Source organism: Erwinia plantamica (genome assembly GCF_043420595.1).
In the GTDB taxonomy this organism is placed as follows: domain Bacteria; phylum Pseudomonadota; class Gammaproteobacteria; order Enterobacterales; family Enterobacteriaceae; genus Erwinia; species Erwinia aeris.
In genome coordinates, this window is the sequence record NZ_JBGCUC010000003.1 from 217,783 (window position 1) to 231,901 (window position 14,119).

General features: G+C 59.1%; 16 protein-coding genes and 1 riboswitch. Of the genes, 12 read left to right on the forward strand and 4 right to left on the reverse strand.

From position 1 onward, the window contains the following. Positions 1-68: 68 nt before the first annotated feature. Positions 69-755 carry a GntR family transcriptional regulator gene (locus tag AB3U87_RS04390; protein ID WP_253460007.1) on the forward strand — a complete coding sequence of 229 codons (687 nt, stop codon included), beginning with the start codon at positions 69-71 and terminating at the stop codon, positions 753-755. After that, entirely contained in the window at positions 742-909 is a 168-nt protein-coding gene (locus AB3U87_RS04395) for a hypothetical protein (RefSeq protein WP_369895615.1), read from the forward strand. Before AB3U87_RS04390 ends, AB3U87_RS04395 begins: the two co-directional genes overlap by 14 nt. A 15-nt stretch (positions 910-924) precedes the next feature. On the opposite strand, the gene thiD is transcribed toward AB3U87_RS04395, so the two are convergent. Together thiD and thiM are read right to left on the reverse strand one after the other, a co-directional pair. Continuing rightward, positions 925-1,722, reverse strand: coding sequence for a bifunctional hydroxymethylpyrimidine kinase/phosphomethylpyrimidine kinase (thiD, locus tag AB3U87_RS04400; protein WP_394148505.1), 798 nt, complete (start codon positions 1,720-1,722; stop codon positions 925-927). Next, on the reverse strand, positions 1,719-2,504 hold the full coding sequence (thiM, locus tag AB3U87_RS04405; RefSeq protein WP_301251127.1) for a hydroxyethylthiazole kinase: 786 nt from the start codon (positions 2,502-2,504) through the stop codon (positions 1,719-1,721). The genes thiD and thiM overlap by 4 nt, the downstream gene beginning before the upstream one ends. 32 nt (positions 2,505-2,536) lie before the next feature. After that, a riboswitch (TPP riboswitch) is annotated at positions 2,537-2,633 on the reverse strand. Positions 2,634-2,816: 183 nt separating this feature from the next. Here thiM and AB3U87_RS04410 point away from each other — a divergent pair. From AB3U87_RS04410 to AB3U87_RS04420, 3 genes are all read left to right on the forward strand, one after another. Further along, positions 2,817-3,050: a hypothetical protein gene (locus tag AB3U87_RS04410; RefSeq protein WP_394148508.1), complete on the forward strand. Its 234-nt coding sequence runs from the start codon at positions 2,817-2,819 to the stop codon at positions 3,048-3,050. A gap of 127 nt (positions 3,051-3,177) precedes the next feature. Next, positions 3,178-3,438, forward strand: a complete 261-nt coding sequence (locus tag AB3U87_RS04415) for a hypothetical protein (RefSeq protein WP_253459998.1) — start codon at positions 3,178-3,180, stop codon at positions 3,436-3,438. Continuing rightward, positions 3,435-3,857, forward strand: coding sequence for a GNAT family N-acetyltransferase (locus AB3U87_RS04420; RefSeq protein WP_394148510.1), 423 nt, complete (start codon positions 3,435-3,437; stop codon positions 3,855-3,857). Before AB3U87_RS04415 ends, AB3U87_RS04420 begins: the two co-directional genes overlap by 4 nt. 95 nt (positions 3,858-3,952) lie before the next feature. On the opposite strand, the gene apbC is transcribed toward AB3U87_RS04420, so the two are convergent. Next, the gene (gene apbC, locus AB3U87_RS04425; protein WP_253459992.1) at positions 3,953-5,059 is read right to left on the reverse strand and encodes an iron-sulfur cluster carrier protein ApbC; all 1,107 of its coding nucleotides are present in this window, start codon (positions 5,057-5,059) and stop codon (positions 3,953-3,955) included. Between the two features lie 163 nt (positions 5,060-5,222). Here apbC and metG point away from each other — a divergent pair, with 163 nt between their 5' ends. The 7 genes from metG to AB3U87_RS04460 all read left to right on the forward strand — a co-directional run bounded on the left by metG (position 5,223) and on the right by AB3U87_RS04460 (position 13,047). Next, a complete protein-coding gene (metG, locus tag AB3U87_RS04430; protein ID WP_370734300.1) occupies positions 5,223-7,256 on the forward strand; it encodes a methionine--tRNA ligase in 2,034 nt (677 codons plus the stop codon). A gap of 111 nt (positions 7,257-7,367) precedes the next feature. After that, the gene (locus AB3U87_RS04435; protein ID WP_301251132.1) at positions 7,368-7,754 is read left to right on the forward strand and encodes a CidA/LrgA family protein; all 387 of its coding nucleotides are present in this window, start codon (positions 7,368-7,370) and stop codon (positions 7,752-7,754) included. After that, on the forward strand, positions 7,747-8,439 hold the full coding sequence (locus tag AB3U87_RS04440) for a CidB/LrgB family autolysis modulator (protein ID WP_253459983.1): 693 nt from the start codon (positions 7,747-7,749) through the stop codon (positions 8,437-8,439). Before AB3U87_RS04435 ends, AB3U87_RS04440 begins: the two co-directional genes overlap by 8 nt. Before the next feature lie 126 nt (positions 8,440-8,565). Beyond that, entirely contained in the window at positions 8,566-9,447 is an 882-nt protein-coding gene (gene cdd, locus AB3U87_RS04445; RefSeq protein WP_253459980.1) for a cytidine deaminase, read from the forward strand. A 151-nt stretch (positions 9,448-9,598) separates the two neighbouring features. Beyond that, positions 9,599-11,296, forward strand: coding sequence for an NAD-dependent malic enzyme (locus AB3U87_RS04450; RefSeq protein ID WP_253459977.1), 1,698 nt, complete (start codon positions 9,599-9,601; stop codon positions 11,294-11,296). A 164-nt stretch (positions 11,297-11,460) separates the two neighbouring features. Then, positions 11,461-12,198: an outer membrane permeability protein SanA gene (gene sanA / locus AB3U87_RS04455; RefSeq protein ID WP_253459974.1), complete on the forward strand. Its 738-nt coding sequence runs from the start codon at positions 11,461-11,463 to the stop codon at positions 12,196-12,198. 96 nt (positions 12,199-12,294) lie between these two features. Beyond that, complete coding sequence (locus tag AB3U87_RS04460; protein WP_301251134.1) at positions 12,295-13,047, forward strand: SDR family NAD(P)-dependent oxidoreductase; 753 nt, start codon at positions 12,295-12,297, stop codon at positions 13,045-13,047. A 46-nt stretch (positions 13,048-13,093) separates the two neighbouring features. Here the strand turns inward: AB3U87_RS04460 and mglC are convergent, their stop codons facing one another. Further along, the gene (mglC, locus tag AB3U87_RS04465; protein ID WP_125288171.1) at positions 13,094-14,104 is read right to left on the reverse strand and encodes a galactose/methyl galactoside ABC transporter permease MglC; all 1,011 of its coding nucleotides are present in this window, start codon (positions 14,102-14,104) and stop codon (positions 13,094-13,096) included. Between the last annotated feature and the right edge of the window lie 15 nt (positions 14,105-14,119).

The window sequence follows — 14,119 nt, forward strand, 5'->3', positions numbered from 1 at the left end:
CAGGCTGATTAGACTGGCTGTTTCCAGCGTCAGGCTTCGCGACGCACTAATGAAATGAAAATTGCCGCATGTCTACTGCCTATATCATTACCGCCAGCGAACCAGTCAATCAGCAAATCTATCGCTTTTTACGCCAGGATATTGTGACCTGCGTGATTTCACCGGGCGCCTTACTGTCTGAAAAAGAGGTTTCTGCCCGTTTCAGCGTCTCGCGCCAGCCGGTGCGGGAAGCCTTTATTAAGCTGGCCGAGGCCGATCTGGTGCAAATTCTGCCACAGCGCGGCACCTTTGTGCGCAAGATTTCCGCACGGCGGGTAGCCGACGGCCGTTTTATTCGTGAAGCGGTGGAAACGGCGGTAATACGGCGAGCGGCGACGGAAGCGACCCCGGAAGCGCTGGCCCGGCTGGAGCATAATTTGCGCCTGCAAAAGCTGTCTGCGGAGCGCAACGACAGCCAGGCGTTTTTGCTGCTGGATGATGAGTTCCACCGCCTTATCGCGCAGAGCATCAACTGTGAGCTGGCATGGGAAACGGTAGAAAATATCAAGGCGACGATGGATCGCGTGCGCTTCCTGACCCTCAGTAAGGTTTCGCCGCCGGAAAGCCTGATCAATCAGCATGAAGAGATCCTGCAGGCGCTGCTGGCGAAAGACGCCGACGCCGCCGAACGGGCGCTGCGGCATCATTTGCAGGAGATGATTTTTTCCATCACGCCGATTGCAGAGCAAAACGGCGCGTGGTTTGAACAGGAGTAATCCTGCCGGGCTGGCGAGCGGTTCCGGCCGTCAGCGTCCTTCCACCCGCGCGTCTCATCACTACCGCTACACGCGCCGGTTCAGCCGTAACGTTTTCGCTCGTCGATGCACTACTAATCATCCTCTCCCGGCCCGTCAGCAGTTTGCCCGCTGATAGCGTTCCAGCGCGCTACCACCAGCGGTAGAAATGATGCACCGGGCCAATGCCTTTACCCACTTCCAGCGTATCTGCGTGCTGCAATGCGCCCTGCAGCCACTGTTTCGCTGCGCTTACCGTACCCGGCCAGCTGGTATGACGCGGGCGCAGCGCGGCCAGCGCGGAAGAAAGCGTGCAGCCGGTGCCGTGCGTATTTTTAGTCGGCACGCGCGGCGCGGTAAAGCGCTCTTCTCCTTCCGGGGTCAGCAGCCAGTCCGGGCTTTCGTTGTCGCTCAGGTGGCCGCCTTTCATCAGCACCGCCTGACAGCCCAGCGCCAGCAGCGCCCTGCCCTGTTGCAGCATCTCCTGTTCGTTGCGGGCCGGTGAGCACTCCAGCAGCGCAGCGGCTTCCGGCAGATTCGGCGTGATAATGGAAACCTGCGGCAGCAGTTTTTCCCGCAGCGTCGCCACGGCCCGCCCGGAAAGCAGCGGATCGCCGCTTTTCGCCAGCATCACCGTATCCAACACCCGCCAGGGGATCGCCGCCTTTGCCAGCCCTTCTGCTACCGCCTCCACAATATCGCTGTCCTGCAACATACCGATTTTGACGCTGTCGATGCGCACGTCGCTTAATACCGAGGCTAGCTGGGCCGAAACAAAATCGGCCTCCACGGGATAGACGGCCTGCACGCCGCAGGTGTTCTGCGCCACCAGCGCGGTGATCACGCTGGTACCGTAGGCTTCAAGCGCGGAGAACGTTTTCAGATCGGCCTGGATCCCGGCTCCGCCGCTGGGATCCGTACCGGCGATGGTCAATGCGTTGACTCTCATACCGCCTCCTTGTACAGACGGTAGAGCGCATCGAGAAACAGCGGTTCAAAGGTGCCCGGCCCGTTGGCCGCCGCCGCCGCCTGCTCGCCCGCCTGGCTCATTACCCGACAGGCGGCAGCGATATGCAGCAGCCTGTCGCCCGGCAGTGCGCAAAATGCGGCCACCACGGCGGAGAGCGCGCAGCCCGTGCCGACCACGCGCGTCATCAGCGGAGAGCCGCCCGATACCGCCAGCAGCCGCCGTCCATCGGTGACGTAATCCGTTTCGCCCGTCACGGCAACCACCGCGCCGCTGGACTGCGCCAGCTGAATAGCGGCCTCCAGCGCGGCGGAAGGATGATGCTGGCTGTCGACGCCGCGACCGGAAACCGCCTGTCGGGCCAGCGCCATAATTTCAGAGGCGTTGCCGCGAATGGCGGCAGGACGGAATGCCAGCAGCCGCTGGCAAAAATCGCTGCGAAAAGTCAGCGCGCCGACGGCAACCGGATCCAGCGTCCACGGTCGGCCTGCCGCCGTCGCTCCCTGCACCGCGGCCAGCATCGCTTCGCTACGTGCAGCGGTCAGCGTGCCGACGTTGATCAGCACGGCATCGGCAATGGCGCTGAACTGTGCCGCTTCCACAGGTTCAGTCACCATCGCGGGCGACGCGTCCAGCGCCAGCAGCACGTTAGCCGTCAGGCTTTGTACCACATCATTGGTCAGGCAGTGAACCAGCGGCGACCGCTGGCGGAACAGAGCAAGAGACGCGGCCGGGCTGGCCGTATAGTGAGTAGGTTGGATCATAGCGCTCCCAACCGGCGATCAAGAAGGCGATGCGATAAAGCATCTGACTTCCCTCCGCTGGCATTATCCAGTTCAGGTTCAACGGGTATTTCTCAGCCTTCACAAGGAAGGGCACCCCGAGTCGTAGTGCTTGCCAGCATAGGGAAACGCGCTGTTTTACGCAAGCGCGGAACGGCTTGCTAACGCAGATAGCGCCAGGGTTTACACTGCTGCCAGCGCCAGCAGCAGCAGCGGCGGACGGCATGGATTGGCGGCCTGGCCTGGGATTACACGCTGCCGATAGTCCCTGGCACCCTGCATCTGGGCATGGACATGCACTGGCTTCATCTTCCGGCAGGCCAGGGCAAAGTAACCATTAGCGATGGCCACAACCGTGACGCCTTCCGTACCGGCAACGGCGGCGATGCGCTGGCTGTGCAAGCGGAGGCCAGGCTGGCCGTTACCGACAATGTGACCTTCTCCACCCGCCTCAACCATCAGCGCAGGCTGCAACAGGAAGGCGCCAACGACTGGCTGCTGGCTGGCGGCGTGACGGTGAATTTCTGATTATTTTCCGGCGGCCTCTTTTGCCGCCGGGAATTTTTGCGTCATACTCTCCGATCCCGTAGCGGCTTTTGATAAAGTCCGCCCATTCGCTAATCTGAACGCCATTCCTGTCCTGACGAGAAGTAAGATGACAAGACCGCTTAATGAACAATACGGCATCAGCGTCGCGGCGCTGCAAATGCTGCACTATCTGCAACAGATAGCGCGCGGCGATCGTGCCTTTACCATTCAGGATACCGTGCTGAATAGCCGCTGTAACGTTACGCCCCCGGACAATTTCCGCCTGCTGGATCAGCTTTTTGAAGCGGGCAAAATCGACTATGACTATCGCGGCACGGGCATTGAGGGCGAAAGACACGTAAAGCCCGTCTGGGGAGAAAACGGATGACGGTACGCGCCTTTACCGAAGCCGACCGCCCTTTTCTGCGCACGCTGTTTCTGGCCGCCCGCAAGGCGAACTGGCACTGGCTTGACGGCAGCGACTGGCAGCTGGAGGATTTCGACCGCGTAACGCTGGGCGAACGCATCCTGGTCGCCGAGCACGACGGCCACCGCTCGGGCTTTGCCGCGCTGCTGCCCGCCGATAATTTTTTGCACAGTTTATTTGTCGACCCGGCGTGTCAGGGTCAGGGTATTGGCAGCGAGCTGCTGGAGGCGGTGCAGGCCGGCTTCACGTCGACCGGCGCGCTAAAGTGCCTTAAGGCAAACGACCGGGCGCTGGCTTTTTATCAGGGTCACGGCTGGCAGGTTATCAGCAGCGGTGAAGGCGAACAGGGAGAATATCTGCTGCTGCACTACGTGCTGTAAAAGAAAACGGGCGCATGATGCGCCCGCCGGGTTACTGACAAACTTAAAAGCCTGGCGGCGCCCTGTCGTTTTGCAGCAGCAAAGCCGAGTTGCCGTCAGACTACGCGGAAAGCGATATCGTCCGGGATCACTTCGCCATCCCAGTAGAGCTGTGCGGCGACCTGGCCTGCCAGCTGGCGATACAGCCAGGTAAATTCGCTGTCGGGACGGCGCACCACCGTCGGCATTCCGTCGTCCAGATCCTCGCGCAGCGTGATGTGCAGCGGCAGCTGGCTCAGCAGGCGCGTGTGATACTGTTCCGCCAGCGCCAGCGCGCCGCCGCTGCCGAAAATCGGCTCGTGATGACCGCAGTTGCTGCACACGTGCACGCTCATGTTCTCGACGATGCCCAGCACCGGCACGCTGACCTTTTCAAACATCACAATCCCCTTACGGGCGTCGATCAGCGCGATATCCTGCGGCGTGGTCACCACCAGCGCGCCGGTCACCGGCACGTTTTGCGCCAGCGTCAGCTGGATATCGCCCGTGCCCGGCGGCATATCCAGGATCAGGTAGTCCAGATCCGGCCACAGCGTTTCGTTCAGCAGCTGCATCAGCGCCTTGCTGGCCATCGGCCCGCGCCACACCATCGCGTTGTCATCGGTCACCAGATAGCCGATAGAGTTGGTCGCCAGCCCGTGCGCCATAATCGGCGCCATATGCGTGCCGTCCGGCGAGGTTGGCCGTTCGTTTTGCGTGCCGAGCATATCGGGGATCGACGGGCCATAGATATCCGCATCCAGCAGGCCGACTTTTGCGCCTTCGGCCATCAGCGCCAGCGCCAGGTTGACCGCCGTGCTGGATTTGCCGACGCCGCCCTTGCCGGAGCTGACGGCAATAATATTTTTCACGCCCTTTACGCCTGGCTGGTTCTTCACCCTTTTCAGCGTGGCGATATCCAGGCTCAGCTTCCAGCTGATGGCGGTGGCATTAGTCAGGCGCAGCAGCTCCGCGCTGGCGCTCTCCTTTAAGGCTTCAAAGCCGCTGTGCCAGGCGAAAGGCATCAGCAGTTCAATATGCAGGGTGTTGTCCAGCATTGCGCAATGGTGCAGCGCCTTCAGCGCGGTGAGGTTGCGCTGTAGCGTTGGATGTTCAAACGTGGTTAAAACGCCCATCACTATCGCGCGCAGCGCTTCAGGTGAATGTTGGGATTGAGGCATCATCCCGGCTCCTTTTTTTCTGTGACGTTATTCAGAGCATATCAGATAAGGCTGTCGGCGGCAGGCAGTAAAAAACGGCACGGTCGGCGCGGCGTTGTTTACGCAGGCCGGGCCTTTCGGGTAACATCGTAACCCCCTATTTTAAACAGGTATAGCAAGTCTCACTATGACTCAAGTCGCGAAAAAAATATTGGTAACGTGCGCACTCCCTTACGCCAACGGTTCTATTCATCTCGGCCACATGCTCGAGCATATCCAGGCGGATATTTGGGTCCGTTACCAGCGAATGCGCGGCAACGAGGTTTACTTCATCTGCGCCGACGATGCGCACGGTACGCCGATCATGCTGAAAGCTCAGCAGATGGGCATTGCGCCTGAGCAGATGATTGCCGAGATGAGTCAGGAACATCAGAATGACTTCGCCGGTTTCAATATCAGCTACGATAACTACCACTCCACGCACAGTGAGGAGAACCGCGAGCTGTCGGAGCTGATCTATACCCGTCTGAAAGAGAACGGTTTTATCAAAAACCGGACTATTTCGCAGCTTTACGACCCGGAAAAAGGCATGTTCCTGCCGGATCGCTTTGTGAAAGGCACCTGCCCGAAATGTAAATCGCCGGATCAGTACGGCGACAACTGCGAAGTGTGCAGCGCCACCTACAGCCCGACCGAGCTGATCGATCCTAAATCCGTGGTGTCCGGCGCGACGCCGGTACTGCGCGACTCCGAGCACTTCTTCTTCGATCTGCCGGAGTTCAGCGCCATGCTACAGGCCTGGACCCGTTCCGGTGCCCTGCAGGAGCAGGTCGCCAACAAGATGCAGGAGTGGTTCGAGTCGGGTCTGCAACAGTGGGATATCTCACGCGATGCGCCCTACTTCGGCTTTGAAATTCCGGGCGCGCCGGGCAAATATTTCTACGTCTGGCTGGATGCGCCTATCGGCTATATGGGCTCGTTTAAAAATCTCTGCGACAAGCGCGGCGATATTGATTTCGACGCCTTCTGGCAAAAAGACTCCGGGGCGGAGCTGTATCACTTTATCGGCAAGGACATCGTCTATTTCCACAGCCTGTTCTGGCCAGCCATGCTGGAAGGCAGCAACTTCCGCAAGCCGAACAACCTGTTTGTCCACGGGTACGTGACGGTTAACGGCGCGAAAATGTCCAAGTCGCGCGGCACCTTCATTAAGGCCAGCACCTGGCTACAGCATCTGGATGCCGACAGCCTGCGCTATTACTATGCCGCCAAGCTCTCTTCGCGCATTGATGATATCGACCTGAATCTGGAAGATTTCGTCCAGCGCGTGAATGCGGATATCGTTAATAAAGTGGTTAACCTGGCGTCCCGTAACGCCGGATTTATCAACAAGCGCTTTGGCGGCAAGCTGTCCGCCGAGCTGGCCGATCCGGCGCTGTATCAATCCTTTGTGGACGCCTCCGCCAGCATTGCGGAAGCCTGGCAGAGCCGTGAGTTTGGCCGTGCGGTGCGTGAAATCATGGCGATGGCGGACGTAGCGAACCGCTACGTTGACGAGCAGGCGCCGTGGGTGGTGGCGAAGCAGGAAGGCCGCGATGCCGACCTGCAGGCGATCTGCTCAATGGGCATCAATATGTTCCGCGTGCTGATGACCTGGCTGAAGCCGGTGCTGCCTTCGCTGAGCGAGCGCGCCGAAGCCTTCCTGAACCAGGAGCTGAGCTGGGACGGTATTGCGCAGCCGCTGCGCGATCACACGCTTTCCGCCTTTAAAGCGCTGTACAACCGCGTCGAGATGGACAAGGTCAACGCGCTGATCGAGGCCTCGAAAGAGGACGCGGCGGCGGCGAACAAACCGGCGCTGACCGGCCCGCTGGCGGACGATCCGATTCAGGAAACCATCACCTTTGACGACTTTGCCAAAGTGGATATGCGTATCGCGCTGATCCAGAACGCCGAGTTTGTCGAAGGCTCCGATAAGCTGCTGCGCCTGACGCTGGATCTGGGCGGCGAAACCCGCAACATTTTCTCCGGCATTCGTACCGCCTATCCGGATCCGTCGGTGCTGGTAGGCCGCCTGACCATGATGGTGGCTAACCTGGCGCCGCGTAAGATGCGCTTCGGCATCTCGGAAGGTATGGTGATGGCCGCCGGCCCTGGCGGCAAAGAGATCTTCCTGCTGTCGCCGGACAGCGGCGCTCAGCCGGGAATGCAGGTGAAATAAGCAACGGAGACGGGCGAAGCGATTCGCCCGTTTTTTTGCGGCCCACTGTGATCTCTGGCACAAATCTCCTGCCGATCGTATGATTAATGCGTTGCAAAACCGGAGCTTATCATGCGTACCGTACTGTTGATCCTCTGGCGCTATCTGCGCGCCTTTCTGATTATCTATCTCTGCCTCTATGCCGGAAACGCGCTGGCGCTGCTGCTGCCGGTCACGATCCCGGGCAGCATTATCGGTATGCTGATCCTGTTTTTTCTGCTGGCTTTTCAACTGGTTCCACCCGACTGGATCAGGCCCGGCAGCCTGCTCCTGATCCGCTATATGGCGCTGCTGTTTGTGCCGATCAGCGTCGGCGTGATGAGCTATACCGACCTGCTCAGCGCGCAGTTCGGCCCGATAGTGGTTTCCTGCGTGGTCAGCACCTTTATTGTTTTGCTGACCGTGGGGCTGGCTTCGCACCAGCTGCATGGCAAAGTGAAAGGAACAGGCGATGAGTGATATCTGGTGGTCTCTGCCGCTGACCATGCTGGTCTTTTTCGGCGCTCGCCGGGTGGCGGCGAAGGTGAAAATTTCCCTGCTCAATCCGTTGCTGATCTCCATGGCGGTCATCATTCCGCTACTGCTGCTGATGCAGATGCCCTACGCCCGCTATTTTCAGGGCAGCGCGATCCTGAACCAGCTGTTGCAGCCCGCCGTGGTGGCGCTGGCGCTGCCGCTGTATGAACAGATGCATCAGATCCGCGCGCGCTGGAAGTCAATTATCGGCGTCTGCTTTATCGGCAGCATGACGGCGATGATTTCCGGTACGGCTATCGCGCTGTGGATGGGCGCCACGCCGCAGATAGCGGCGACTATTATGCCTAAATCCGTGACCACGCCGATTGCCATGGCGGTTTCCGCCACGCTGGGCGGCATTCCGGCCATCAGCGCCATTTGCGTGCTGATTGCGGGCGTACTCGGCGCGGTTTTCGGTCATATGCTGCTTAACCTGCTGAAGATCCGCAGCAAGGCCTCGCGCGGTCTGGCGATCGGCAACGCTTCTCACGCGCTGGGTACGGCGCGCTGTTCGGAGCTGGATTACCAGGAAGGCGCCTACAGCTCGCTGGCGCTGGTGATCTGCGGCATTATCACTTCGCTGCTGGCACCGTTTCTTTTTCCGCTACTGATGCATTTCTGGCGATAAAACTTGCGATGCGTCGCGCATTTTGTGGTTCTCTTTCATAAATTGCATAATCTGTGTGATTATAATCACATACATTAGCCTGGCTGCCCGCCAGAATAAGCGGCCACTTATGCAAGAGAAGCCACTATGCAACCACGTTTTCAAGCGGCTTTCGCCGCGCTGCCTTCCCCGCTGCAGGCGGCGTTGCAGCCTTTGCTGACCGACACCTTTCCCGCTTTTTTCACCCCAGAACAAATGGCCGCCATCAGAACCGAAACCGGTCTGGACAACCGCGAACTTACCTTTGCGCTGCTGCCGCTGGCGGCCGCCTGTGCCGTCGCGCCGCTGTCGCGCTTTAACGTCGGCGCGCTGGCGCTGGGCCGCAGCGGCCATCTCTATTTTGGCGCGAACATGGAATTTTCCGGCGCGACCATGCAGCAAACCGTCCACGCCGAACAGAGCGCGGTAACCCATGCCTGGCTGCGCGGCGAAAAAGGCCTTGAGGCGATTACCGTCAACTACACGCCCTGCGGCCACTGCCGCCAGTTTATGAACGAGCTGAACAGCGGCACCGCGCTGCGCATTCATCTGCCGGGACGCGAACCGGCGACGCTGGGCGATTACCTGCCAGATGCTTTCGGCCCGCGCGATTTAGCGATTGAGACGCTGCTGCTGGACGAGGTCGATCACGGCCTGACCATTACCGGCGACGCGCTGGTCAGGGCCGCGCTTGAGGCGGCTAACCGCAGCCATGCGCCTTACTCGCAGGCGTTAAGCGGCGTGGCGCTGCAAATGGCCGACGGCGCGATTTTTGCCGGCAGCTATGCGGAAAACGCCGCCTTTAACCCAAGCCTGCCGCCGCTGCAGGCCGCGCTGATCCTGCTGAACCTTGCAGGCTACGACGTGCTGCAAATTCAGCGCGCCGTGCTGGCGGAAGCGCCCGATGCCCGCCTTATCCAGCGGCAGGCAACCGCCGCGACGCTTCAGGCGCTGGGCTGCGCGACGTTGCAAACCGTGCCGCTGCGCTGATCCGCTTCGCCAGCCCGCAAGCCCCGCTGCCGGCTGGCTTTTTATTGCCAAAAAAGTGCCCGCATTTGTTATAAGCTGTTAACAAATGCTGTACTTTCGGATGAATTATTTTAGGATTGGGCCACTACCGATCCCAGTGAGCATTGATTACATGGAACTCGACTACGAAAGTAAACGCCCTCTCTACATTCCCTACGCTGGCCCTATCCTGCTGGAATTTCCGCTGTTGAATAAGGGCAGCGCCTTCTCTATAGAAGAACGCAATGACTTTAACCTGAACGGTCTGCTGCCCGAGACGGTGGAAACCATTGAAGAGCAGGCCCAGCGCGCCTGGCGTCAGTTTCAGGATTTCAAAAACGCCAACGACAAGCACGTTTATCTGCGCAACATTCAGGACACCAACGAAACGCTGTTCTACCGCCTGCTGGATAATCATCTTGAAGAGATGATGCCGATTATCTATACCCCGACCGTCGGCGCGGCCTGTGAACACTTTTCTGAAATCTATCGTCGCGCGCGCGGGCTGTTTATCTCCTATCCGAACCGCGCCAGCATTGAAGATATGCTGCAAAACGCCACCAAGCAGAACGTGAAGGTCATCGTAGTCACCGACGGCGAGCGTATTCTTGGCCTGGGCGATCAGGGCATCGGCGGCATGGGCATTCCTATCGGCAAGCTGTCGCTGTATACCGCCTGCGGCGGCATCAGCCCGGCCTATACGCTGCCGGTGGTGCTGGACGTCGGCACCAACAACCAGCAGCTGCTGAACGATCCGCTCTATATGGGCTGGCGTCATCCGCGTATCACCGGCGAAGAGTACGATAACTTCGTTAATGAATTTATCCAGGCGGTAAAAAGCCGCTGGCCAAACGTGCTGCTGCAGTTTGAGGATTTCGCGCAGAAAAACGCCATGCCGCTGCTGGAGCGCTATCGCGATGAAGTCTGCTGCTTTAATGACGATATCCAGGGCACCGCCGCCGTCACGCTGGGCACGCTGATCGCCGCCAGCCGCGCAGCAGGCAGCAAAATGAGCGAGCAGAAAGTCGTGTTCCTGGGCGCTGGGTCTGCCGGCTGCGGCATCGCCGAGCAGATTATCGCGCAGATGAAATCAGAAGGTCTGAGCGACGAAGAAGCCCGCGCGCGCGTCTTTATGGTGGATCGCTTCGGCCTGCTCACCGACAAGCAGCCAAACCTGCTCAGCTTCCAGAGCAAGCTGGTGCAGAAGAGCGAGGATCTGGCCGACTGGGATTCCAGTTCCGATTCCCTGTCGCTGCTGGACGTGGTGCGTAACGCGCGCCCGGATATTCTGATCGGCGTTTCCGGCCAGCCCGGCCTGTTCAGCGAAGAGATTATCCGCGAGATGCACAAGCACTGCGCGCGCCCAATCGTCATGCCGCTCTCCAACCCGACCTCCCGCGTGGAAGCAACGCCGCAGGATATTATGGCGTGGACCGACGGTGCCGCGCTGGTCGCGACCGGCAGCCCGTTCGCGCCGGTCACCTGGAAAGAGCAAACGTTCCCGATCGCGCAGTGCAACAACTCCTATATCTTCCCCGGCATCGGCCTGGGCGTGATCGCTTCGGGCGCCACCCGCGTGACCGACAGTATGCTGATGGCCGCCAGCCGCGCGCTGGCCGACTGTTCGCCGCTGGTCAACGACGGCGCTGGCCCGGTGCTGCCGGAAGTGAAAGATATTCAGGGCGTGTCGAAAATAATTGCGATGGCCGTAGGCAAAGCGGCGCAGCTGGCCGGCGTGGCGGTGGTCACCTCGGAAGATGTGCTGTCCAAAGCGATTGCCGCCAATTTCTGGCTGCCGCAGTACCGTAACTATCGCCGTACTTCTATTTAATACCGCTGACCGGGCGCGCCGTGCGCCCGGTTTTTATCCCCTTTCCACAGCGTTTGACGATTTTGTGCAAAAAGCCGCCAGCCGGTGCGCTACCGCTTGCTTCACCTCGTCGGGTACAGTAGCCTTGAGCCACCTTTTCGGCTTCAGTCTGAGTACCGTACGGCATGATAAAACGCTTGATCTACGGCCTGATTATCATCGTTACCCTGATGGTAATAACCGCGCTCGGCCTGGATCGCTGGATAAGCGTCAAAACCGCGCCTTACGTCTACGATAATCTCAAATCGCTGCCCCATCGTCAGGTCGGCGTCGTATTAGGCACGGCGAAGTATTATCGTACCGGCGTCATCAATCAGTATTACCTTTATCGGATGCAGGGCGCGCTCAACGCTTATAACAGCGGCAAGGTTAACTATCTGCTGCTGAGCGGCGATAATGCGCAGCAAAGCTACAACGAGCCGATGACCATGCGGCGGGATCTGATTGCCGCCGGCGTGGCGCCTGCCGATATCGTGCTGGATTACGCCGGCTTCCGTACGCTGGATTCTATCGTGCGCACGCGCAAGGTCTTCGACACCAACGACTTCATCATCATCACCCAGCGTTTCCACTGCGAGCGCGCGCTGTTTATTGCGCTGCATATGGGCATTCAGGCGCAGTGTTACGCGGTGCCCTCGCCGAAAAACATGCTGAATATCCGCACCAGGGAAGTGGCGGCTCGCCTGGGCGCGCTGGCCGATCTGTATCTGATGAAGCGCGAACCGCGCTTTTTGGGGCCGCTGGTGCCGATCCCGGCGCGGCACGAAGTCCCGGAAGATGCGCAGAGCTATCCGGCGGTCACGCCTGAACAGCTGCTGGAGCTGGAACAAAAAATGAAGGCGGATGCCCGTCCGCCAGCGTGACATGCCGCCGTTAACGCACTGATTGTTATGAACCTGCCCGCTTCTTCTGTCAGTCTGTCTGCCGAATAGATCACTAAACGTTAACAGGAGAGACAAATGGATCTGAACTTGAAGGATCGTCGCGTACTGGTCAGCGGCGGCTCGCGCGGCATTGGACGAGCAATTGTGGAATGCTTTCTTGCCGAAGGCGCACGAGTGGAGTTTTGCGCGCGCAGCCCTGAAGGCGTGCAGGAAGCGCAACAGGCGCTGGGTTCACGCGCAAACGGCACGGCGGTCGATGTCACCTCCCCAGAGCAGATGCAAACATGGATTCAGGAAGCGGCAAACCGCCTTGGCGGGCTGGATATTATCGTGCCTAACGTCAGTGCGCTGGCGGCAGGCAGCGATCCGGACGTGTGGCGTAAAGCGTTCGACACCGACCTGATGGGCACCGTAACGATGGTGCAGGCCGCCCTTCCTTACCTGAAAAAATCCTCTGCGGCATCCATAGTGCTGATCTCCAGCGTGGCGGGACGCGAGGTCGATATGTTTGCCGAGCCGTACGGCATCATGAAAGCGGCGCTGATCCATTACGGCAAAACCTTATCGGAACGCCACGCGGCAGACGGCATTCGCGTGAATACCGTTTCGCCGGGCAACGTTTATTTCAGTGAAGGCGTGTGGGGCGATATTGAACGCAACCAGCCGGAAACCTTTGCCAAATGCCTGGCGGCGAATCCGCTGGGAAGAATGGCGACGCCGCAGGAAGTAGCGAAAGCCACGGTGTTTCTTGCCAGCGAGGCGGCCAGTTTCACCACCGGCACTAATCTCCTGGTGGACGGCGGGCTGACCAAAGGCGTGCAGTTCTGACAGGAAAAAGAGAAAGGCCGGGCTGGCCTTTCTCTATAGAAGCACACTATTTCTTGCGGGCGTATTTCAGGGAGTCGAGCGCCACGGCGAAAATAATGATGCCGCCTTTGATAATGTACTGCCAGTAAGGGTTAACGCCGATATAGGTCAGGCCGTAGTTGATAACGGTGAAAATCAGCACGCCCGTTACCACACCGGCCACGGTGCCCACGCCGCCGGCGAAGGAGACGCCGCCTACTACGCAGGCCGCAATCGCATCCAGCTCGTACATAAAGCCCAGGTTATTGGTTGCCGAGCCGATACGTCCCGCTTCCAGCATCCCGCCGAAGGCGTAGAACACGCCGGAAAGCGCATAAATCAGGATCAGGTTGAAGTTAACGTTCACGCCCGACACTTTTGCCGCTTCCGGGTTGCCGCCGATAGCAAAGATGTTTTTGCCAAAGCGGGTCTTGTTCCACAAAATCCAGACAAAGAAGATAGCAATAGCCGCATAGAACGTAATGTAGGAGAGCTTGAAGTCGCCCAGGCGAATAAAGCCCTGCGCAAAGGTCGAGAATTTCTCATCGAACCCGGCGATCGGCGAAGCGCCTACATAGTCGTAATAAAGCGAGTTAATGCCGTAAACGATAATCATCGTGCCCAGCGTGGTGATAAAAGGCGTCACCTTCAGATAGGCGATGATCACGCCGTTGATCAGGCCAATCAGGCCGCCGACAACGCAGACAATCAGGATAACCAGCGGGATCGGCACGGTATCCATATGTGGAAACACCTTGTTGGCGTTATCCATCGCCTGGAGCAGCGTCGCCGCCACTACCGCGGCCAGACCAACCTGACGACCGGCGGAAAGGTCGGTGCCCTGCGTCACAATCAGCCCGGCCACGCCAAGCGCAATAATAATGCGCACGGAGGACTGGGTCAGAATATTACTCAGGTTCATCAGGCTTAAAAATGTCGGATCCTGGAAAATAATAATCGCCAGCAGAACCAGCAACACAACATAGATGCCACCCTCTTTCAGCCAGGTGAGCGCATTCTTCTTATTCACAGCATTCATGGACAGCCCTTACCT